At 54.5% G+C, this 20,848-nt stretch carries 26 protein-coding genes; 9 read left to right on the top strand and 17 right to left on the bottom strand.

All coding sequences use genetic code 11. The annotated features are described in order from the left end of the window. Nucleotides 1–11: 11 nt before the first annotated feature. From phoQ to rluE, 7 genes are all read right to left on the bottom strand, one after another. Complete coding sequence (gene phoQ, locus QSK07_RS11605; RefSeq protein ID WP_098050927.1) at nt 12–1,472, bottom strand: two-component system sensor histidine kinase PhoQ; 1,461 nt, start codon at nt 1,470–1,472, stop codon at nt 12–14. 2 nt (nt 1,473–1,474) lie between these two features. Next, nucleotides 1,475–2,143 carry a two-component system response regulator PhoP gene (gene phoP, locus QSK07_RS11610; RefSeq protein ID WP_003849836.1) on the bottom strand — a complete coding sequence of 223 codons (669 nt, stop codon included), beginning with the start codon at nt 2,141–2,143 and terminating at the stop codon, nt 1,475–1,477. A 104-nt stretch (nt 2,144–2,247) separates the two neighbouring features. After that, nucleotides 2,248–3,618: an adenylosuccinate lyase gene (purB, locus tag QSK07_RS11615; protein ID WP_098050926.1), complete on the bottom strand. Its 1,371-nt coding sequence runs from the start codon at nt 3,616–3,618 to the stop codon at nt 2,248–2,250. Nucleotides 3,619–3,662: 44 nt separating this feature from the next. Continuing rightward, the gene (gene hflD, locus QSK07_RS11620) at nt 3,663–4,304 is read right to left on the bottom strand and encodes a high frequency lysogenization protein HflD (RefSeq protein WP_098050925.1); all 642 of its coding nucleotides are present in this window, start codon (nt 4,302–4,304) and stop codon (nt 3,663–3,665) included. 42 nt (nt 4,305–4,346) lie between these two features. Continuing rightward, on the bottom strand, nt 4,347–5,459 hold the full coding sequence (mnmA, locus tag QSK07_RS11625) for a tRNA 2-thiouridine(34) synthase MnmA (protein WP_285720650.1): 1,113 nt from the start codon (nt 5,457–5,459) through the stop codon (nt 4,347–4,349). Between the two features lie 42 nt (nt 5,460–5,501). Beyond that, nucleotides 5,502–5,975 carry an NUDIX domain-containing protein gene (locus tag QSK07_RS11630; RefSeq protein ID WP_098050923.1) on the bottom strand — a complete coding sequence of 158 codons (474 nt, stop codon included), beginning with the start codon at nt 5,973–5,975 and terminating at the stop codon, nt 5,502–5,504. A gap of 44 nt (nt 5,976–6,019) precedes the next feature. Next, nucleotides 6,020–6,682, bottom strand: a complete 663-nt coding sequence (rluE, locus tag QSK07_RS11635; protein WP_098050922.1) for a 23S rRNA pseudouridine(2457) synthase RluE — start codon at nt 6,680–6,682, stop codon at nt 6,020–6,022. A gap of 104 nt (nt 6,683–6,786) precedes the next feature. Between rluE and icd the strand changes: the two genes are divergently transcribed. The 3 genes from icd (at nt 6,787) to QSK07_RS11650 (ending at nt 10,239) form a co-directional block, all read left to right on the top strand. After that, a complete protein-coding gene (gene icd, locus QSK07_RS11640; protein ID WP_013357495.1) occupies nt 6,787–8,037 on the top strand; it encodes an NADP-dependent isocitrate dehydrogenase in 1,251 nt (416 codons plus the stop codon). A gap of 694 nt (nt 8,038–8,731) precedes the next feature. Then, nucleotides 8,732–8,929 carry a hypothetical protein gene (locus tag QSK07_RS11645; RefSeq protein WP_275219663.1) on the top strand — a complete coding sequence of 66 codons (198 nt, stop codon included), beginning with the start codon at nt 8,732–8,734 and terminating at the stop codon, nt 8,927–8,929. A 299-nt stretch (nt 8,930–9,228) separates the two neighbouring features. Beyond that, nucleotides 9,229–10,239, top strand: a complete 1,011-nt coding sequence (locus tag QSK07_RS11650) for a glycosyltransferase family 9 protein (protein ID WP_285720649.1) — start codon at nt 9,229–9,231, stop codon at nt 10,237–10,239. Here the strand turns inward: QSK07_RS11650 and QSK07_RS11655 are convergent. The 4 genes from QSK07_RS11655 to QSK07_RS11670 all read right to left on the bottom strand — a co-directional run bounded on the left by QSK07_RS11655 (nt 10,233) and on the right by QSK07_RS11670 (nt 12,558). After that, a complete protein-coding gene (locus tag QSK07_RS11655) occupies nt 10,233–10,562 on the bottom strand; it encodes a DUF1493 family protein (protein ID WP_098050918.1) in 330 nt (109 codons plus the stop codon). The two genes, QSK07_RS11650 and QSK07_RS11655, sit on opposite strands and share 7 nt — an antisense overlap. Further along, nucleotides 10,562–11,623, bottom strand: a complete 1,062-nt coding sequence (locus tag QSK07_RS11660) for a glycosyltransferase family 9 protein (RefSeq protein ID WP_285720648.1) — start codon at nt 11,621–11,623, stop codon at nt 10,562–10,564. Before QSK07_RS11660 ends, QSK07_RS11655 begins: the two co-directional genes overlap by 1 nt. Nucleotides 11,624–11,975: 352 nt before the next feature. Continuing rightward, nucleotides 11,976–12,146: a hypothetical protein gene (locus QSK07_RS11665; protein ID WP_285720647.1), complete on the bottom strand. Its 171-nt coding sequence runs from the start codon at nt 12,144–12,146 to the stop codon at nt 11,976–11,978. 163 nt (nt 12,147–12,309) lie between these two features. Beyond that, a complete protein-coding gene (locus QSK07_RS11670) occupies nt 12,310–12,558 on the bottom strand; it encodes an ElaB/YgaM/YqjD family protein (protein WP_061062227.1) in 249 nt (82 codons plus the stop codon). A 180-nt stretch (nt 12,559–12,738) separates the two neighbouring features. Here QSK07_RS11670 and QSK07_RS11675 point away from each other — a divergent pair, with 180 nt between their 5' ends. Beyond that, nucleotides 12,739–12,951 carry a DUF2767 family protein gene (locus tag QSK07_RS11675; protein WP_013357535.1) on the top strand — a complete coding sequence of 71 codons (213 nt, stop codon included), beginning with the start codon at nt 12,739–12,741 and terminating at the stop codon, nt 12,949–12,951. Nucleotides 12,952–12,973: 22 nt separating this feature from the next. On the opposite strand, the gene QSK07_RS11680 is transcribed toward QSK07_RS11675, so the two are convergent. The 3 genes from QSK07_RS11680 to QSK07_RS11690 all read right to left on the bottom strand — a co-directional run bounded on the left by QSK07_RS11680 (nt 12,974) and on the right by QSK07_RS11690 (nt 14,956). After that, nucleotides 12,974–13,984 (bottom strand): Ppx/GppA phosphatase family protein, encoded by a 1,011-nt coding sequence (locus tag QSK07_RS11680; protein WP_285720646.1) that lies wholly within the window; start codon nt 13,982–13,984, stop codon nt 12,974–12,976. A 23-nt stretch (nt 13,985–14,007) separates the two neighbouring features. Then, nucleotides 14,008–14,565 (bottom strand): hypothetical protein, encoded by a 558-nt coding sequence (locus QSK07_RS11685; protein ID WP_275219658.1) that lies wholly within the window; start codon nt 14,563–14,565, stop codon nt 14,008–14,010. Between the two features lie 61 nt (nt 14,566–14,626). Next, a complete protein-coding gene (locus QSK07_RS11690) occupies nt 14,627–14,956 on the bottom strand; it encodes a hypothetical protein (protein WP_098050914.1) in 330 nt (109 codons plus the stop codon). Between the two features lie 214 nt (nt 14,957–15,170). Here QSK07_RS11690 and QSK07_RS11695 point away from each other — a divergent pair, with 214 nt between their 5' ends. The 3 genes from QSK07_RS11695 to QSK07_RS11705 all read left to right on the top strand — a co-directional run bounded on the left by QSK07_RS11695 (nt 15,171) and on the right by QSK07_RS11705 (nt 16,349). Next, nucleotides 15,171–15,350, top strand: coding sequence for a hypothetical protein (locus tag QSK07_RS11695; protein WP_098050913.1), 180 nt, complete (start codon nt 15,171–15,173; stop codon nt 15,348–15,350). Nucleotides 15,351–15,536: 186 nt separating this feature from the next. Then, the gene (locus QSK07_RS11700) at nt 15,537–15,920 is read left to right on the top strand and encodes a hypothetical protein (RefSeq protein ID WP_285720645.1); all 384 of its coding nucleotides are present in this window, start codon (nt 15,537–15,539) and stop codon (nt 15,918–15,920) included. 15 nt (nt 15,921–15,935) lie between these two features. Continuing rightward, nucleotides 15,936–16,349 (top strand): GNAT family N-acetyltransferase, encoded by a 414-nt coding sequence (locus QSK07_RS11705; RefSeq protein WP_285720644.1) that lies wholly within the window; start codon nt 15,936–15,938, stop codon nt 16,347–16,349. On the opposite strand, the gene QSK07_RS11710 is transcribed toward QSK07_RS11705, so the two are convergent. Together QSK07_RS11710 and ldcA are read right to left on the bottom strand one after the other, a co-directional pair. Further along, nucleotides 16,350–17,012 carry an MBL fold metallo-hydrolase gene (locus tag QSK07_RS11710; RefSeq protein ID WP_285720643.1) on the bottom strand — a complete coding sequence of 221 codons (663 nt, stop codon included), beginning with the start codon at nt 17,010–17,012 and terminating at the stop codon, nt 16,350–16,352. A 22-nt stretch (nt 17,013–17,034) separates the two neighbouring features. Then, nucleotides 17,035–17,958, bottom strand: a complete 924-nt coding sequence (gene ldcA / locus QSK07_RS11715; protein WP_285720642.1) for a muramoyltetrapeptide carboxypeptidase — start codon at nt 17,956–17,958, stop codon at nt 17,035–17,037. 166 nt (nt 17,959–18,124) lie between these two features. Here ldcA and emtA point away from each other — a divergent pair, with 166 nt between their 5' ends. Then, on the top strand, nt 18,125–18,754 hold the full coding sequence (emtA, locus tag QSK07_RS11720) for a membrane-bound lytic murein transglycosylase EmtA (protein ID WP_285720641.1): 630 nt from the start codon (nt 18,125–18,127) through the stop codon (nt 18,752–18,754). A gap of 10 nt (nt 18,755–18,764) precedes the next feature. Here the strand turns inward: emtA and QSK07_RS11725 are convergent, their stop codons facing one another. Next, nucleotides 18,765–19,721 carry a sugar-binding transcriptional regulator gene (locus QSK07_RS11725; RefSeq protein WP_285720640.1) on the bottom strand — a complete coding sequence of 319 codons (957 nt, stop codon included), beginning with the start codon at nt 19,719–19,721 and terminating at the stop codon, nt 18,765–18,767. 183 nt (nt 19,722–19,904) lie between these two features. Between QSK07_RS11725 and QSK07_RS11730 the strand changes: the two genes are divergently transcribed. After that, a complete protein-coding gene (locus QSK07_RS11730; protein ID WP_275219657.1) occupies nt 19,905–20,846 on the top strand; it encodes a D-ribose ABC transporter substrate-binding protein in 942 nt (313 codons plus the stop codon). The last annotated feature ends 2 nt before the right edge of the window (nt 20,847–20,848 follow it).

Consider the following 20,848-nt stretch of genomic DNA (forward strand, 5'->3'; position numbering starts at 1 on the left):
CGGACGGTTTTCTACTCGCGATGATGTTCGACTTCCTGGCGCTGAAAAACCACTTCCATACGTGTTCCGCCAAGCGCACTGCTGGTGGCGATGACATTACCTTCATACTGTTCCAGAATATCGCGCACCACCGCCAGACCTAATCCCTGGCCCGGACGCAGCGTATCGGCACGCTGTCCCCGCACAAACACTAAATCGCGCTTGCTCTCAGGAATACCGGGACCATCGTCGTCGATATAGAGATGCAGTGCCTTTTCGCTCTGATAAGCACTGACTTCGATAAATTCCAGGCAGTACTTGCAGGCGTTATCGAGTACGTTGCCCAGCACTTCCATAAAGTCATTCTGGTCGCCTGCAAAGGTCATCTCCGGTGATATATCCAGCGTTATCGCCACGCCTTTGCGCTGATAAACTTTATTCAGTGCCGAGCAGAGACTGTCGAGCAGACCGGAAACGGAATGGAGATCGCGCTGCAGCGGATTGTGATCGGCCTGCATACTGGCGCGATGCAGGTAGTATCCCACCTGCTGTGAAATACGACTGATCTGCTCCAGCATCACCGGCTCCGCCTGTTCCACCGTCAGCTCTTTACCATTACGGAGGGATCGCAGGGTGCTCTGCAACACGGCCAGTGGCGTTTTCAGGCTGTGGGTCAGATCCGAAAGGGTGGTGCGATAGCGGGTGTAGCGCTGTCGTTCATTGCTCAGCAGCAGATTGAGGTTGCGCACCAGACTTCGCAACTCCTGCGGCGGATTATCCGCCAGATTCTCACGCTGACTGGTCTCCAGTTCGCGCACCTGCTGTGTCAGCGCACCAATTGGCCGCAGACTCCAGTGCGCCGCCAGCCACAGCAGCGGAATAATCAGTATCAGGTTAGCCGCCAGCACATAGCTAAACCACGACCAGACCACATCAGAGTGCTGCAACTCCTGCGGGATAGAGTCGACCACCACGATGGTGAGCGCGGGCAGATTGGTGGTGGCATCGTAACGGTTAACGGCCACCGAGTGGGTAAAGGTGTCGTTACTGTCGGTGTCCCAGTCATTAAGCCGTTGCTTAGCATTGAGATTATTGCCCATCGCGACCATGCTGGTGCGGTTGCTGGTATCGATCTCGTAGAAATCGGGCTTCAGCAGCCATTCGCGGCGGATCTTTTTGCGAATATCCGGCACGTCGCGTTGCTGCCACAGCAGCTTGCCATGCTCATCGTAAATGAAGACCAGCGTCGGAAAATTCAGCGTCATGCGTTCCGGCTGCGCAATGGTGAGCTTATCGTCATGCCATTGCGCCAGCGTAAAGAACAGATTGCTCTCGCCGCGCATCACCCGGTAGGTATTTTTATCGAAACTCACCACATAGCCAATGACTGCGACCATGCCGTAAGAAAGAGAGAGGAACAGAACTATCGCTGCGGAAGCCAGCAGAAAGCGGGCGCGCAGCGAAATAGGGCGGTAACGATTAAACCAGGACATGGTCAGAGATCAAAGCGGTAACCCTGGCCACGCACGGTGGCAATGACATCAGTGGGGTGCAACGCCAGAATCTTTTTGCGCAGACGACCCATCAGAACGTCGATAGTGTGGCTTTCGCGCAGTTCAGCGTCAGGATAGAGCTGCAGCATCAGCGAGTCTTTACTCACCACTTTGCCCGCGTTGCGGATCAGCGTCTCGACAATGGTGTACTCAAAGGCAGTGAGCTTCACCGGCTCTTCATTGACCGTCAGCTCACGGCGTGAGAGGTCAACCTGAAACGGTGCCATATCAATGATTTGCGACGCATGACCGCTGTTGCGGCGCATCAGCGCCTGCAGACGTGCCGCTACTTCTTCAATGTGAAACGGTTTAGTCACATAGTCATCCGCACCGGCTTCCAGTGCTTCGACTTTGGCCTGCCAGCCTTCACGGGCGGTCAGGACCAGAATCGGCTGACGCACGGCATCACTGCGCCAGCGGCGAATCAGCGACATGCCATCTTCATCCGGCAGGCCGAGATCCACCAGCGCGATATCGGGCAGATGTTCGCGGAGAAAATAGTCAGCTTCTTTGGCGTCTTCGGCGGCATCGACCTGATGGCCCATGTCACGTAACTGGACGGCGAGATGATGGCGCAGCAGGGCATTGTCTTCAACAACCAGAACTCGCATAGAAATTCCTTACACTCTGTTTGAGTCAACCTGCAGAAAGTATACGCGAAATGTATTAAACAAGATGTTAACGCAGACCGGACTGAGCCGGTCTGCGGCGGGCATTATTTCAGATCGTCAACCATCTGGATAGCGCGACCAATGTAGTTTGCAGGCGTCATCTGCTTCAGACGTACTTTTTCCTCTTCCGGCAGTGCCAGGCTGTCGATAAAGGCCTGCATGCCGGCAGCGTCTACGCGTTTGCCGCGCGTCAGCTCTTTCAGCTTCTCATACGGCTTCTCAATGCCGTAACGACGCATCACCGTCTGGATCGGCTCTGCCAGTACTTCCCAGTTGTGATCCAGCTCGTCCAGCAGGCGATCGCGGTTCACTTCCAGCTTAGAGATGCCTTTCAGCGTCGCCTGATAGGCGATCAGCGCATAACCCACGCCCACACCGAGGTTACGCAGCACGGTAGAGTCGGTCAGGTCACGCTGCCAGCGTGAGACCGGCAATTTGCTGGCCAGATGCTGCATCACGGCGTTCGCCAGACCCAGATTGCCTTCGGAGTTTTCGAAATCAATCGGGTTCACCTTATGCGGCATGGTCGATGAGCCGATTTCACCCGCAATCGTTTTCTGTTTGAAATGGTTCAGCGCCACATAACCCCAGATATCACGATCGAAATCGATCAGGATGGTGTTAAAGCGGGCGATGCAGTCGAACATCTCGGCGATATAGTCGTGCGGTTCAATCTGGGTGGTGTACGGGTTCCAGGTGATGCCCAGTGAGGTGACGAAGTTCTCGCTCAGCGCATGCCAGTCTACTTCGGGATAGGCGGCAATGTGGGCATTGTAGTTACCGACTGCGCCATTGATTTTGCCCAGCACTTCAATCTGCTTCAGCTGACGTAACTGGCGCTCAAGACGGTAGGCGACATTGGCCATCTCTTTACCCATGGTCGATGGCGTCGCCGGCTGGCCGTGGGTGCGGGAGAGCAGCGGAATATCGCGGTATTCGCTGGCAAGACCTTTCACGGCGTTGATCAGCTGGTCCCAGTAAGGCAGGATCACGTCTCGGCGGGCCGTTTCCAGCATCAGGGCGTGTGACAGGTTGTTGATATCTTCAGAGGTGCAGGCGAAGTGGATAAATTCAGAGACGGCATGCAGGGCAGGGATATCAGCCACTTTCTCTTTCAGGAAATACTCAACCGCTTTCACATCGTGGTTGGTGGTGCGCTCAATCGTTTTAATGCGGGCGGCATCGTCTTCTGAAAAACCGGCGACAATTGCATCAAGGAAAGCGTTTGCGTCGGCATCAAATGCAGGAACTTCCTTGATCTCTGCGGTCGCGGCCAGTTTTTGTAACCAGCGAACTTCAACCTCAACGCGGAATTTCAGCAGACCGAACTCGCTGAAAATCGCACGCAGCGGGCTGACTTTATCGCCGTAACGACCATCGACAGGTGAGACGGCGGTCAGAGAGGATAATTCCATCAGTGCAACTCCTGAATCATTTAGCAGTGTTTTGCCGCACCGACTTAGTAAGTCAGTGGCAGCCGGGATAAGAGGGTTTTCGCTTCACGCAGCAAACGCTGACGCGAGAACATCAGTTGCAGTCGGCCACCGCCGACCTGCTGCCACAATACGGCAGCGCGGATACCGGCTAACAGGGTGGCACGCACTTTACTCTGAACCTGCGTATTCTGCAGCACCGCAGGCGAACCGGTAACCTGGATACGCGGGCCAAGCGGGCTGATCACATCCACATAGATGCCAGCCATCGCGCTGAGAATGGTGTCTGACTCGAGTTCATAATGTGCCAGCTGGCGATCCAGCTGCGTAATGCGCTGTGCCAGCGTTGCCATGGCGGACTTACTGGCGCTGAGCTTGCGCTCCAGCACCATCATACTCAGGGTGTAACGCGTCAGTTCAGCCCCTGCGCCCTGGCGACTGCTGCTGTTCAGCACCGCCATCAGGGTTTCAAGTCCGAGGCGCAGGTTAGCTTCATTGTTACCGAATACCGCCAGCGTCGAGCCAGGATTCAGGTCCAGTATGCTGCGCAGCGACACGGTCAGCGCTTCGGGCTGGCAGTGACCCTGCTGAGCCAGCTGCTGCACCAGATGGGCGGACTGACAGATGCCCGCCAGCGCCAGCGTGATTTCCTGATAATTTTTCGCCACGGTTACTCCTGTTTACGCGTCATCAACGCGGGCTGAGCCCGCTTACTCCGCCACTAACGGCAGGCGCTGTTCGATAATACCGCCACCGAGGCAGATATCGCCAAGGTAAAAGACCGCAGACTGACCTGGCGTGACCGCAGCAACCGGCTCGTTAAAGCGCACCTCAATCCGGTCGTCGCCCTGTGGAATAATCTCACAGGGAATGTCGGTCTGACGGTAGCGGGTTTTCACCGTGCAGCGCAGTGGGGCGGTAATCGGCTGACGATCAACCCAGTGCAGCTGCTGTGCAATCAGGCCAATGGACATCAGACGCGGATGATCGCCGCCCTGGGCAACAATCAGACGGTTACGCGCCACATCTTTGTCGACCACATACCAGGGATCATCTTTGCTCTCTTTCAGGCCGCCGATACCGAGACCTTTACGCTGCCCCAGAGTATGGTACATCAGCCCCTGATGTTCACCGACGATCTGGCCTTCCGTGGTTTCTATTTCGCCAGGCTGCGCCGGGAGATAGCGCGCAAGGAAGTCGCGGAATTTGCGCTCACCGATAAAGCAGATGCCTGTCGAGTCTTTTTTCTTCGCGGTGATCAGGTCCAGCTGTTCCGCAATGCGGCGCACTTCCGGCTTTTCCAGCTCGCCGACCGGGAACAGACTTTGGGCAATCTGCTCGTGGCTCAGGGTATAGAGGAAGTAGCTCTGATCTTTGTTGCCATCCAGCCCGCGTAACAGCTGGCTCTGACCGTCCACATCGTGACGACGCACATAGTGACCCGTGGCGATGAAATCTGCGCCCAGGTCTTCCGCTGCGAACTCCAGAAACGCTTTGAATTTGATCTCTTTATTGCAGAGGATATCGGGGTTAGGCGTGCGGCCCGCTTTATACTCTTCGAGGAAATGCTCAAAGACGTTATCCCAGTACTCTGCGGCAAAGTTAACTTTATGCAGCTTCATACCGAGCTTGTCGCACACCGCTTGCGCATCCGCCAGATCGTCCGCGGCGGTACAATACTCCTCGCCATCGTCCTCCTCCCAGTTCTTCATGAACAGGCCTTCAACCTGGTAGCCCTGCTGCTGCAGTAACCAGGCGGAAACGGAAGAATCGACGCCGCCGGACATACCGACGATCACTTTTTTCTGGCTGTTGTCAGACATGACACGCTCGCATTACGATAAAAAAACAGGCGGCGCATTCTATCATGCAGAAGGCAGGCGCGCACCCTCGTGAAACGGCCACTGGAACGGGCTGACCAGATGTAGCGGATAGCGCGTGCCCTGTTGCCACAGGCGTACGCTTTCCGCGACCAGTGGCGAACGCAGGTTAGATGCAGTGAGAATCTGCGCTGGCGGCAGCCACCAGCAGCAATCGATGTCGCTGTCCTGCGGCTGGGTTGGCGCTTTTTCCGCCAGATCCACACCAAACAGAAAACGCACAAAAGGCGTACTGTCGGGCGCGATCCACTGGTTTATCCCGATGAAATAGTGCATCGACGCCGCAATACCGGTCTCTTCGCAGAGTTCGCGTTCAGCGGCTTCCAGCAGCGTTTCATCCGCTTCGAGATGTCCGGCAGGCTGATTCCAGGTTGCACGACCGTTGATCGTCTCTTCCACCACCAGCAATTCACCTTCGGCCTGAACCAGACAGGCGACAGTAACATGAGGTTTAAACATCACTTCTCCGCAATTGTTAACCTGAGGTTATAAAAAATCGGTTTTCAGGTGGGGCTCTCGCTGATTTCACGCCACACACCCGGAGCCAAATCATTGAGCGAATAGTTCCCCATGGTATAGCGAATTAACCGTAAGGTGGGAAAGCCAATATGAGCTGTCATGCGGCGCACCTGACGATTACGGCCTTCATACAGTGTGACTTTCAGCCATTGCGTCGGGATATTTTTGCGCTCGCGGATTGGCGGCTGACGCGGCCAGAGCCACGCCGGCTCAGCCACTTTTTCCACGCCAGCGGGCAGCGTCATACCATCTTTCAGATTAACCCCATCCCGCAGAGGCTGAAGATCCGCCTCCTGGGGCTCGCCTTCCACCTGTACATAGTAGACCTTGCCGGTGCGTTTGCCGGGCTGCGTCAGCGCGGCCTGCAGGGCACCGTCGTTGGTCAGTACCATCAGGCCTTCGCTGTCACGGTCAAGGCGACCCGCGGCATAAACGTCTGCGATGCTGACAAAATCTTTGAGGGTGCGGCGGCCCGCTTCATCGGTAAATTGCGGCAAAACGTCGAACGGTTTGTTAAACAGAATGACACGCCGTGGAGCAGCAGGGCGGGCAGGCGCACGTCGCGCAGCACGCGTCGGGCGGCTGAATCGTTTATCCCGGTGGATTCGTTGAGTTGTTTTTCGCATGGGCTTTGCAGTCAGAAACATTCGGCGCATTATAACGTGAAATTGCGGTGATTGGCGTGACGGAAATATTCAAGTAGTATTGACGCGCATCTTACAAATCATTAACAAACGCCCAGGAGAGGTTAATGGAAAGCAAAGTAGTAGTTCCGGCGGAAGGTCAGAAAATCACCCTGAATCAGGGCAAGCTTACCGTACCAAACAATCCGGTCATTCCTTACATTGAAGGTGACGGTATCGGTGTTGATGTTTCCCCGGTGATGCTGAAAGTCGTCGACGCGGCGGTGAAGAAAGCCTACAACGGCGAGCGTAAGATCTCCTGGATGGAGATTTACACGGGTGAGAAGTCAGTTGAACTCTACGGTCAGGACGTCTGGCTGCCACAGGAAACGCTCGACTTAATTAAAGAGTATCGCGTGGCCATCAAAGGCCCACTGACCACCCCGGTCGGCGGCGGTATTCGTTCACTGAACGTAGCACTGCGCCAGGAGCTTGACCTCTACGTCTGCCTGCGTCCGGTACGTTACTACAAAGGCACGCCAAGCCCGGTCAAACGCCCTGAAGAGACCGACATGGTAATCTTCCGTGAAAACTCCGAAGATATCTATGCGGGTATCGAGTGGAAAGCGGGCTCTGCCGAAGCGGACAAAGTGATCAAGTTCCTGCGCGAAGAGATGGGCGTGAAGAAAATTCGCTTCCCTGAGCAGTGTGGTATCGGCGTTAAGCCATGTTCAGAAGCGGGCACCAAACGTCTGGTGCGCGCGGCAGTGGAATACACCATCACCAACGATCGTGATTCACTGACCCTGGTTCACAAAGGCAACATCATGAAGTTCACCGAAGGCTCTTTCAAAGACTGGGGATACCAGTTAGTGAAAGACGAGTTCGGCGGTGAACTGATCGACGGCGGCCCGTGGATGAAGTTCAAAAACCCGAACACCGGTAAAGAGATCATCGTTAAAGATGTGATTGCTGATGCATTCCTGCAACAGATCCTGCTGCGTCCTGCAGAATATGACGTTATCGCCTGTATGAACCTGAACGGTGACTACATCTCTGACGCCCTGGCGGCACAGGTTGGCGGTATCGGTATCGCACCAGGCGCTAACATCGGTGATGAGTGTGCACTGTTCGAAGCAACCCACGGTACTGCGCCTAAGTATGCCGGTCAGGATAAAGTGAACCCAGGTTCAGTGATTCTGTCCGCAGAAATGATGCTGCGTCATCTGGAGTGGTTTGAAGCGGCTGACCTGATTGTTAAAGGTGTTGAAGGCGCTATCGCTAACAAGACCGTGACTTACGATTTCGAACGCCTGATGGATGGCGCTAAACTGCTGAAATGTTCAGAGTTTGGTGACGCGATCATCGAAAATATGTAATGTCTGCTTAAGCCCGCATAGCGGTAAACGCTAGCGGGCTTTTTTGTGTCTGCTTTTTACTCTTTTCCCTCCTCACCACATCCTCTCTTCAGCGATGACCTGTTCAGCATTAACGCTCTGCTTCCCCTGGCGATTAACAGGCTCTTAGTATCTCCCTTCAACGTATGACTGAATGACTTTACGTTATCCGCATCCTGATAAATTCTTACCTGTGGCTGAGTATTTTAATATTTCTGCAAATTGCATTATCTGATGCCACTGCAAAAGAAACCGTGAACGCACAATTGGCATCTGTCTGTGGCTGAATATCGTTACTGTAATACCTCACTCATAAGGAGGGTTTATGGACGCTAATTTTACAAAAGACGCAATTTATATCTGTCGCCTGATGTTTGGGCAGTCTGTGCTGGAATTATCAGCAGATAATCAGCCGGGCATTAACCACGCTCTGGAAGCAAAATAAAGGTGATGTTACCTGATGCGCAGCCTGCGCTGATTTACAATGTCGCGCTTGAACTGTTGAACGACTAATAGCCCTCTGCTTCAGGTAAGTGCCCGGCATTGACGGTGACGCGCCAGGCCTCTGCTCGTTTCACAGGATTCATTTTTGTAATCTGTGCCGCAAAATAAAAAGTTCAGTATGATCCCGTCGCCACAGGGGTGTACTCTTCTGCCGATACACAAGGAGGACATTATGGATGATGAGGCTGTAAGTGATGCCATTGCGGCATGTCGACTGCTGTATGGTCAGGCTGTGATGGAAATTGTGGCTGAGGATAAGCCGGTAACCCGCGAGGCCATTACTGAAAAAATTCAGCGGATGTTCACCGGCATTGAGCCTGAACCCGTTATGAGGCTGGCCATCACCCTGCTGAACAATAGCGACAGCTAATAATCCCGGTAATGTAACCACCGCGTCAGGCAGCCATTCGCGGCCTTTTCTCCTTCTTTACGCTGACAACCTCAAAACGGGTTTTGTTGAATCGATCATCCGGCTGATGCGTCAGCATTTCACTTGCCTGAAAAGCCCCATCGGCTTTCAGCAATACGGCGACCATGGAACCAACCTCAATCTGCGCTGACTAATTTGCTGACTTATGCCGTTACGTTAACGCTTCAGAGACGTTAATCGGGCGAGTCTCACTTTTATTCAGCCAGAACGGCGTAGCCTGTGCGCAGAGGATGTCAGACATGCGGGTTTTAATTATTTGTCGGGATAATATTGGCGATACCTTGCTGACCACGCCGCTCATCAGTGCGCTGGCGCAGTCGGGCCAGTATCAGGTAGATGTACTGACCAACAACTACGCTGCGCCCGTGTTGGAGCATAATCCCGATATCCGGCAGCTCTTCTATTACACCAAGTTGCATCACCGTGAGGCAGGACAGGGACGACTGGCCTGTGTGTTACAGCGACTGAAGCTGATGCTGAATCTGAAAAAGCAGCGTTACGACATAGTGATTCTGGCCAAAAGCCGCTGGGATCAGCATGGGCTGAAGTGGGTTAAAATCGTGCGTCCCGCCAGAGTGATCGCGCTGGGGCAGCAGCCGCATCCGCTGATCAGCGATTTACTCCCGCCGCCCAGCCAGCCACCCTGTCATATCAGCGAAACCCTGTTTAGCCTGGGACGGGATTTGCATCTCAGCGCCAACGTGCCAGGCAAACTGATGTTGCGGCCGGATGCGGCTATTGCGGCCAGCCTGCGAGACACCTGTGCGATTGATCCCACTCTTCCGGTCTATGCACTCCAGATAAGCGCCCGCAAGCCGAGTCAGCAGTGGGACGCCACGCGGTTTGCCGGGCTGGCTGAGAAAATTGCGACGCATCATCCCTGCCAGATCATGCTGCTCTGGTCCCCTGGCAGCCGCGATAATCCGCGTCATCCAGGGGATGATGAAAAAGCGCGTGAAATCATGGCGCTCTGCCCGCACCTGCCGATAAAGGCAGTGGCGACGACCAGCCTGCCGCAGCTGATTGCGGCTATGTCGTTGTGTCAGGGGCTGGTGAGCAGTGATGGCGGGGCAATGCACATCGGTGCCGCATTGGGCCTGCCAGTGGTGGCGCTGTTTGGTGACAGCGATCCGGCGTGCTGGCATCCGTGGAAGGTTAACTATCAGGTGTTGCAACCGGCGTCACGTGAGGTCAACGCGCTGAGCAGCCGCGAGGTCTATGACGCCTTCGTCCATACGATTATTCAGTAATCTGTTTCAGGCCAGCGTCCACGGCTGGCCGCTTCACATAGCATCGCGACCGTTACGGGACAATATTCGCCAGATTTAAACCACTTCATCGGTGTCATACGCCGCGGGTGCGACGCCGGAAAATAGCGGGCATCATCATAACGCGCAGAGCAGACGTTGAACGTGGCAAAAAAATCATTCATCAGAATCGCGAACTCCACCTCATTCAGCGGCAGCTGCTGCAGATGAAAATCAGCCCGATCCACTTTCCGGAACTTGCCCAGGGCGGTTGGCTGATTGTGGTATTCAATCAGCGCAATAATGGCGTGAGAAAGATCGTTCATTACCCCACCAGTTTCGCCACGGCCTGCTCGACTTCTTCGGCCTTAATCGACGCCATCGGATGCTGTGACGCCGTTTTATCCGGGCGATGAATAACAATATGGCGATCGCTATCCTGACAGGGGCCGGTATAGCGTGGATTTGCGGTTGAGAACAGGCTGACCGTTGGCGTCTGTGCCGCCACGGCGATGTGCAGTGGACCGGTATCACCGGTGACCAGCAGGTCCAGCGTGCGGATCAGGGTAATCAGACCGCTGAGATTCGTTTTGCCTGCCATTGGCGTCACACGCTTACGGCAATGCGGCGGCAGGCTTTCGATGAATTGTTTCTCAAGAGGCTGCTCAGCAGCTGTACCGGTAACAATAATTTCAGCGTCAGGCCAGCGTTCAAGCAACGCGGTCGCCAGCTGGCTGAATGAAGCCAGCGGCCAGCGGCGAATATCTTTAGATGCGCCTAACTGAAAACCGATACGGCGATGACTGGCCGTTGCAGCAGGGCGGCTATTTACCTCGGGCAGATGCATCCGGGTCTGCTCTGTCTCTGCGCCCAGCGCTTCGATCAGCTTCAGCTTGCGCTTGATGGTGTGATCGTCGAAATAGCCTGAATAGTGATCAAGATATTTATTCAGCACCGGGGATTCGCTGCCGTAATGATCGCGCACAATTGCCTTACTGCCGGTCAGTACTGAGCTCATAATATCGTAGGGAAAATGGGCATGTAATATCACTGACAAATCAGGTTTCTGGCGACGCAGTTTGATAAATAGCGGCAGGAAATTAGCCACTTTGTTATCCCAGATATAGATCTTATCAAACCAGTTATATCGGCTGACCAGGTCCTTATTTTTCTTACTGGAAACCAGAATAAACTTGCTGGTGGGGAAGCGATTCTTCAGACTCCAGATAGCTGGTGTATTCATCAGAAAATCGCCCAGTGCCGTAGTGGAGTAAATCACTACTGTGCCGGGTGTCAGCGCCTGCAGAGCTTGTTGTTTTTTTCTGCCTGAAAATCGAGAATAAAGCGTTAAAAGTCGGTCTATCAGATAAATCTTTTTTTTCTTCACGTCTGAATTCTCTTGAACGTATCAATAACATTAAACAAAAGGCGTTGTGCATTATTAGAGGATATTCATACGTCTAAAGTTCAGTAGGGGGAATCTTTTTTTATCGTTAGTCGAATATTTGTTTAAACTGTTTCCACAATTTTAGTGTTGTTTATTCAGGGTATATATACAGAATTGTGTAAAAGAGATAGGCAATTTTCGAAAAGAGTTGGGATGTTTCTTATAATAATGACATTCCCGGCGTTTTTTAATCCCGACCTTAATTACTAGCAGGGTAACTATTAGAGAGTTTATTTTACGGGTGCTATTCAATATAAAAAACAAACCCCGGCACGTGTGCCGGGGCAGGATATTACGACTGAGGCTGACCCACCGGGCCTGAACCCAGGGTGCCGCCCGGAGAAGACTGGCCACTTGGCGCATGAGGACGGCCATCTTCTTTAATCGCGTCGCTCTTATGCGAGCAGCCCGCCAGAGAGGTTAAAGTCGCTACAACCAGCAGCAAAGCAGGAATCGTTTTCATGATGTCACCTTGATGTTGTCAGAGAGAGAATGTAATTAAGACCGAAGATTCACCGTACGCTGGCCCGTGAAAGCTTATCTTTCAGATGTTTCTCAGCATGCGGTCAGTCAACGCCAAAAAAAACGGAAGCCATCGGCTCCCGTTCTGTGGACGTGTGGCGGTATTACTTGCGACCCAGCAGGAAGCCGATAAATACGCCAACGCCTGCAGCAATGGCCAGACCGGCAACAGGATTGGACTGAACCTGATCGCGAATGGTCTCAGCAGCATCACGTGCAGCATAGCTTGCCTGGTTGGTGTAACGACGCGCTGCGCCCTTAGCCTGATGCTCGGATGAACCGGTTGCTGCACCCCATTGTTCCTGAACTGCGCCAGCGGCTTCTTTTACTTTATCTTCGATTTTTCCTGACATTTAAATGCTCCTTGGTTTTGAGTAAGACTCTCAAAGCGTAGCAAAGATAGTGAGTTCTGCTCCGTCAGCGCCCGTTAAGGCGTTAAAAAATCATTTCTGGCTGTTAATGGCGCTGCGTTTGCGGGCCAGCCATTTCCTGTCTAGCCTTTTGAGAAGAGAGTCACAGCCGGAGGAGAAACGATGAAACGTGATGCACTGAATGATGATGACTATGATGAAGTCTGCCGCGTTATTGGTGATGCAGTCATTGTGCTGATGGAGCGCGGTCATGATACCCGGCGTGGCGAAATCTATGACCTGCTTAAACGGACCCGGCAGCAGCGCGCCCACAGTGAACGGGATGAGCAGCGAATGCTGGATCACGCTATCCGGCTGGTTAAGCCCGACGTTTAGCGAATAATGTGGAAGCGTTGCGCTACTGCAGCAGCACGCCCTGAATCAGGCTGGCCTCAACAATTTCCACCTCATTGATTTTCAGCGCCTGCATATACCCTTCCACCAGCAACAGATTACTCACGTCCGTGGCGCGATAGTCGCCAGACAATTCACTGTCGCCTTTCCAGACCTGCTGCTGCGAGAGCTGGCGCAGTGTCGCCAGCGTATAGCGGTTGGGTTTGCCTGGTAACTGATTGCGAATCGAAAAACCGTGTACGCCTCCGATGCCAATTACCCGACGACCGGCCACATCCTGTTTAATTTGCGGGCTCACTTCGTTAGTCGCATAAAACTGCACAAAGCGCAGTACTGACTGCCGCCAGGAACCAATGGGATTAGGGGATTCAGCCTTCGGGCTGTTCTTCAGCACCGTCAGGATAAAGTTTTTCAGCGTCACCGAAGCCAGTCTGCCCTGATAGATATCCACTACCGGCTTGCCCGCCTGCTGTCGCCATGCAGTCATCTGCATCGACCCGCCGCCAATATCCCAGACCAGCAACTGCTCATCCCGGACCATTGGATCGTTAAGCGCAGCTTTGGCAGAGATAAAGCCGAGCGTCGCCTCCTGCTGCTGCGAAATAATGCTGATTTGCGCACCGCTCTGGCGCTGCAACTGTTCAATTACGGCCTGACCGTTGCTGGCGTTGCGAAACACCGCCGTCGCCACGCCGCTGATTCGCTGCGGATGAAAGCGCTGTGCGTGCGCCACCAGCTGCTGCAGTGCGGCGGCACCGTCATGAGTTACTGACGGACTCAGCTGGTTATCCGCTGAATGGGCTAATGCGTCATTCCAGGCCACGGCGCGCTGATCCTGATACAGCACTTTTTCAATGCGCTGCTGGCAGACATTGACGCGCGCCACCGCAATTTTGGTGGTACCGGAACCGATATCCAGACCGGCGCGAATTTGCTGGCAGCGATCGGCCTGTGCCGATGCGGCAAAAAACAGCGAGCAGAACAGCGTAAAAACAGACAGCACAGCAGGACGCATAACGACTCCGGGGGCAGAGGGGATCAGAGTGAACGGGTGGCGATGCAGGTCGGGTAGACGCTCACCAGGAAATGACGCAGATGGTCAAAACACCATTCGGCGTCATCGGCCTGCGGACAATAGAACTGGATGGTGATTTTTTCGTAATCGCGCTGACGTTGACGCAGCGGCGACCAGCTCCAGTCGAGCACTGAACGGGCATAGTTGACCAGTGTCCCGGCGGGCAGCTGATGTTGCTGCTCCTGTCCGTTCAGGTAGCGATTAAAGCTCGCTTCCAGCTGCAGGGCTTCCTCAAAGCCGTGTTGCGGCTGGTCGGGGCGAAAAGCCACATCGATAAAACCACAGACCGCCTTTTCCTGCTGCTGCCAGTCACAGGCCAGGGTCATGAACAGCCCCTCCTGCAGGTTAACCTCCTCGACCAGTCGGCGCAGATTCGCTGAGCGATTCAGCACAACGATCTCTTCAAGGCGACCGGTTTCCAGCGTCAGATCAAAGCCACAGGGATTAACAGAGCCATCCACATTGCGCGTAGCGGGGAAGGGGAAGTCGATATAACCATTGTTATCCAGACGCTTTTCCATCGGGGAGCCCTGCTGCTTGACGTTTCCTGACAATAAACCATCTGGCAGCAGGATTCATCCCTTATGGACAGGTCCAGGTGATTTGGGTGTCCTGGTAAGGGTTAATCAGGCGGAACTGCTTATCTGACAGGCGCTGCGCATAGTAGCCTTCACGCGTTACGGCGGAGGGGATATATCTGAATCGATCCAGCGACTGCAGCGGGCCACTGTTTACGCTGACATTGTCCCGTGTCACGGTGAAGCTGTTAACCAGGTCAAAAATCATGCCCTGAGTCTCTCCCATCGACTGGCCATAAATTGTCGAGACCTCACCCGGACATTCCACCCCTTTCGGGCCAGATGAACATCCAGTCACCATCGCGATGAGGATTAAAATGCTGAGTCGCATCATGATTTTCTACCTGCTTCAATCCCTGGGAGTGTTGTGGCGCAGAGTCTATCCTGTTGCACCACAAATTACTTAATTATAGCAGTTTCCGCTACGCTTCCTGTTTGTGATTTGTTTAATCGTTAAGCACCAGGAATGTAAAGGGGTGACTTTGCTTATCAATAAACGTTATTCTTGGCTCCTTTGCGCACCACTTAGGCAAATCCAGGGATAAATGATGAAAGAAGAAGAAGCAAGTCTAATGATTATTCGCCACGCGATTGACGAACTGGAAGCCGATAAGAAGCAACAGGTGCTCGCCTGCTCAGCGAAGATTCGTGCAGCTATGCAGGCTTATGATAGCGAAAATGCCGGGCTGGCGCTGATGTTAGTGGCCGCCGAGGTGGCAGCCGAATAGTCACTATCCGGCCAGGCGGGGACGCTGTAAGGCTGGCCGGATTACTTTATCTTTTCTCAACTTTCAGGTTTTTTCGCACACCGATTCCACCTTTTAATGGTCTCAGTCCCGCTCGCCTCACGCCTCTCCTCTGGTTTTTATATGTTAAGCTAAGAAAATTCCTAATAAAATCAGTGGAGACACAGTATGAAGGCAACGTTAATTGCCCTGGGCCTGCTGGCCTGTCATATCGCACCCGCCTGGAGTGAAACCGAATTTCAGCTTAACTGTCCCGGCCGGCCTATCATGACGGTTTCGCGTGCCGAATATGGTTTAACCACCCTGATGTGGCCAGAAAATCACTTCCAGATTGCCGCCGGTCAGCAGCGAACCCGCTTAGAAGCGGGCGATCAAGTGGCGATTACCCGTTTTCGCAATGGCGATCAGCTGATTGTGAACCAGCGCAGCCTGGCAACCTTCTTTGTTTACCGCGACAGCGATAAACTGCTGCCCTGCAGCCGCAGCGAAAAACGCGATGTTGATGCGCTGACCCTGGAGCGTTACGACGATCGTCAGCGTTCCGACAGTTAACCCTCTGGAGCCACTATGCAACCTGAGATTACCGACAACGTTACCGCGCAGGATCTGGATGAGGTCCGTCTTGGCCTGAATGTGTACAACAGCAAATTTTATGATGTGAATACAATCAGGTCCATTAGGGTGTTTATTCGTGATGAGCAGGGCAGAAAGCTGGCCGGACTGACCGGCTCAACCACCGGTAGCTGGCTGCGGATTGACATGCTCTGGGTGAGCGAAGTGCTACGCGGGCAGGGTGCGGGAAGTAAGCTGATGCAGGCTGCCGAGCAGGAGGCGCGGAATCGCGGCTGCCGCTATGCACAGGTGGATACCGCCAGTTTTCAGGCCCGGCCGTTTTATGAAAAACTCGGCTATACCCTGCGGCTTACGCTGGCGAACTATATGGATCATCATCAGCGGCACTATCTGACCAAAGAACTGTAATCAGAACAGCGGATTTTCACGCAGATCCAGGGGATGCTGTTCAGCTTCATCGATGGCAGCCAGCCAGCTTTGCAGCGTCACTTTTTTCCAGGAAAGATGCCCGCGCGTGGTGCTCATCATCACCACGTCGGGGCGCAGCGAGCGGTAAAATTCCAGCGTCTGACTCAGCTCAGCGGGATTACTGTCCGGCATCAGCACCGTGATCCAGTTGTCATGAGAACGGGTCACGGTATCGCCGACAAACAGATAGGTTAGCCCCAGCGGCGAGGTATAGAGAAAGCTGCAACTGCCCGGCGTGTGTCCGGGCGTCGGCAGCAAATGGAAATCGCCGAAGTGCGTCTCCGGCTGCGAAAAGATGTCATCAGGCTCCGCAAAACGGCTGATAGGGCCTAATGAGCGGCGGTGGCAGTAAAGCGCGCTGCTGAAACGCTGCTGGATCACCGCCGCACCAGGCGCGGATTCGTGCCAGTGGGTCAGATAGTGACGGATCACGCCGCCGGTATCGGCAATCACTTCATGATCGAGCGGGTTTTCAACGCGGCCAATCAGCAGATTGCCGCGCGGGTGACGCAGCATAAAGCCATGCATCATCAGGTCATTAACGGCATCTTCCACCGGGAATTCCGGGGTTGAGATCCACAAATCGTCATACAACGGCTTCAATGTCGATCTCCTGAAACGCTCTCTAATCCCGCAGGACGGGATGCCCGGTCGCCTGTAAATGGGCGTTGCCCTGACTGACCGCTAATTGTGCGCTGGCACCCAGCGGCAGTGTAACGGTGTCAGCGGCATGACCAAAATCTAAGCCACAGATCACCGGCAGACCGGTAGTATCACGCACGCGCTGCCAGACGGTACTGAAATCAAACCCATTATCATAGTCCGACAGGGCCGTGCTGGTGAAGCTGCCGGTGACGATCGCACGCTGTCGCGCCAGAATGCCGCTCTGCTCCAGCTGAATCAGCATCCGTTCAATACGGAACGGATGCTCATTGACATCTTCTATCACCAGAATGCCATTCTCAATCTGCGGCATCCACGGCGTGCCGATCAGTGAGCAGATCATCGCCAGATTCCCGCCCCACAGCGTGCCCTGCCAGTCGCCCTGGTCTGGCGTTTCGCTCTGCCATTTCACCTCTACTGTAGGTGATGTCAGTGCCTGCCAGAAGTGGTGCAGAGTAAATTCAGATAACGTCGCGGCACCGAAGTTACCGGCCAGCATCGGTGCACTGAAGGTAATCAGGCCAACCTGTGCCAGAAACGCCAGCTGAACCGCGGTGAAGTCGCTGTGGCCGCACAACGCCAGCGGCTGATTCAGCAGACGGCGTTGCAGGGCGACATAGTCGATGGACGCCAGTAACCGGCTGGCCCCGTAACCGCCGCGCACCGCCAGCACCACGTCAGGCAGCGTAGTAAGGCTGGCAAGCTGGTTGATATCCGCAAGGCGTTCTGCGTCCGTTCCGGCGAAGCGCTGAAAACGGCGGGTGATCACCTGCTCGTTCTCCACCTGATGGCCCGCCGCGCGCAGTCGTGCAATGCCCTGCAGCGCCGCAGGCTGATTATGACAGTAACCGGAGGGGGAGATAAGACGAACTGAACGTGAAATCATCATACTTTCCTGCTGTTAGCACTCATGATTGACGGCGATGATGGCGAAAAGCCCCGCTGAAGTCACGGTGCGCGCCGCATAATCGTGTATTTAGGATAAACGGTAATTTTGCTCTCAGGCTGCCTGGGTATGATAGCATTCGCCACAACCGCGATGAGACGAAAAATTGCTGAAAATCCGACACCTTATACTCCCGGCTTTACTCCTGACTGGCTGTGCCAGCGAGCCACCACACCATGCCGTTAAGCAGCGCAACACGCCGTTAACGCAGGCACCGCCTTCCAGCGTCAATGGAGCCTGGGCCATGTTTACCGAAGATGCCGCCAGTCATTATGGCGTTGATGAGAAGTTAATCAGCGCCATTATCAGTGTCGAATCGGGTGGAAATCCGGGCGTAGTGAGCCGTTCTAATGCGGTAGGGCTGATGCAGATTAAAGCGTCGACCGCAGGGCGCGAAGTCTATCGCACGCTGGGCCGCCGGGGTCAGCCGTCGAATGCCGAGTTGCGCGATCCGGCCAAAAATATTGATATCGGCACCGCCTATATCCGCATCCTGCAGGACTCTGCACTGTCGGGCATCCGCGATCCACTGACCCTGCGCTACGCCACCATCGTCTCTTATGCCAACGGTGCCGGTGCGCTGCTGCGAACATTTTCCCGCGACCGCGATCGGGCCATTGCGATGATTAATGCCATGTCACCGGATGAGTTCTATCAGCATGTGCAGAACAGGCATCCGGCAGCGCAGGCACCGCGCTATCTCTGGAAAGTCACCACTGCTTACCGCACCATCTGACCGGTTTTGACTACGCCTGTGGCGTGAGCAGCAGCCGCGCCGTGGGATAGTCAATAATCAGCACCTTAATATAACCGCCCAACAGCGCACCGCGAATCGCCTGCGCTTTCTCCCGTCCACCAGCCAGCCCGACGACCTGCGGGCACTGTTTCACCTGCGCCAGCTCCATTCCGATCACCGGATCTTCTTCCGCTTTCAATACCGGCTGGCCGCTGGCGTCAAAATAGTGCAGGCAGATATCACCGACCGCACCGCGTGCCGCCAGCGTCTGCAGCATTTTGCCATCATAGTAGTTGCCAGAATTGCGCAGCAGCGCCGACGGCTCCAGATCGCCGATGCCGACAATCGCCAGATCGACCTGCTCAAATTTATTCAGCACCTCGGCAACCTCGGCATTGGCCGACAGCCGCTGGCGATCGCTGACCGAATGCTCAATCGACTGCGACGGCAGCAGCCAGGCGGGGCAGTTCAGCAGCGCCGCCAGATTCTGGGTCAGAATGGTGGCCTGCACGTTGCCGTTGGCACCGACGCCGCCCAGCAGCTGGATCACGCCCTTACAGGCGCTGTTGAGCGGATGCAGCGCATCCACCATCGCCCGGATAGTGCCGCTCCACGACGAAATACCGATCAGCTCATCGTTACGCAGTCGTGTCTCCAGATAGTGAGCGGCTGCCGATCCAATCGCCTGCTTAATCTGCAGTGACGACGCCTGGTCCGGCACATCCACCACAATCGCCTGCGGCAGGTTGTAGGTCTGCTCAATCGCCTTTTCCAGTTCCGGATAGACGTTGGCCGGCGGTACCACGCTGATCTTGACCACACCCTCTTTTACGCTGCGATTAAGAATGCGTGAGACAAATGACTGCGATAGGGTCAGCGACTGCGCGATCTCTGACTGCTTCAGCCCTTGGACATAGTAAAGCGTGGCAATCTTCACCATCAGTCGCTGTTCATCCTGCTTTGCCATCGGTTTTTCCCTCTCTGAATCTGCCCGGTATTGTTAACCAGGATGATCAAAATCACAACGCAGGCTAATTTGTGATCGTTTTCGCTTTTTAATGATCGTGCATTGGACGATGCGTCAGCGCAGGTGCATAGTCATTATGCATATAAAATCGCATATGAATATATATTCAAGCGGAGATAAATAATGACTCATCCTCTGATTAAACTGACCCTGCTGGCTTCGATGTTCGCTTTTTCTGCAACGGCGCTGGCGGCAGAGCAAGGACTGCTGGCGATTATTACTCCATCCCATGACAACCCGTTTTTCAAAGCCGAGGCAGAAGGCGCATTAGCCAAAGCCAAAGAGCTGGGTTACGCCACGCTGGTGGCGTCGCACGACGATGACGTTAACAAGCAAAACCAGCTGATTGAGACCGCAATTGCGCGCAAAGCGAAAGCAATTATTCTGGATAACGCCGGCGCGGACGCCACCGTCGGACCTGTGCAGAAAGCCAAAGATGCCGGTATTCCGACCTTCCTGATTGACCGTGAGATCAACAAAACCGGTATCGCCGTGGCGCAGATCGTCTCCAATAACTATCAGGGTGCGCAGCTGGGTGCAGAGAAATTTGCAAAGTTGCTGGGCGGCAAAGGCGAGTACGTTGAACTGCTGGGAAAGGAGTCTGACACCAACGCGGGGGTGCGGTCGCAGGGCTATCACGACGTACTGGATGACTACACCGACCTGAAAATGGTGGCGCAGCAGAGTGCTAACTGGAGCCAGACCGAAGCTTTCAGCCGCATGGAAACCCTGCTGCAGAAGCACCCCAACATCGTCGGTGTGATCTCCGGTAACGACACCATGGCGCTGGGCGCGGAAGCCGCGCTGAAAGCCGCCGGGAAAACCTCGGTGATCGTGGTGGGCTTTGACGGCAGCGACTACACCCGCGATTCGATCCTCAACAAAGGCAGCATCAAAGCGACGGTACTGCAACCGGGCTGGGATCAGGCGCAGATGGCGGTCACGCAGGCGGACTACTACCTGAAGAACGGCAAAGCGCAGAAACAGGAGAAGCAGCTGATGGACTGTGTGCTGATTGACGACAGCAACGCCGCTAAGCTGAAAAACTTCAACCTGGCGAAATAACC

This window comes from Pantoea sp. QMID4, from assembly GCF_030270445.1.
In the GTDB taxonomy this organism is placed as follows: domain Bacteria; phylum Pseudomonadota; class Gammaproteobacteria; order Enterobacterales; family Enterobacteriaceae; genus Pantoea; species Pantoea vagans.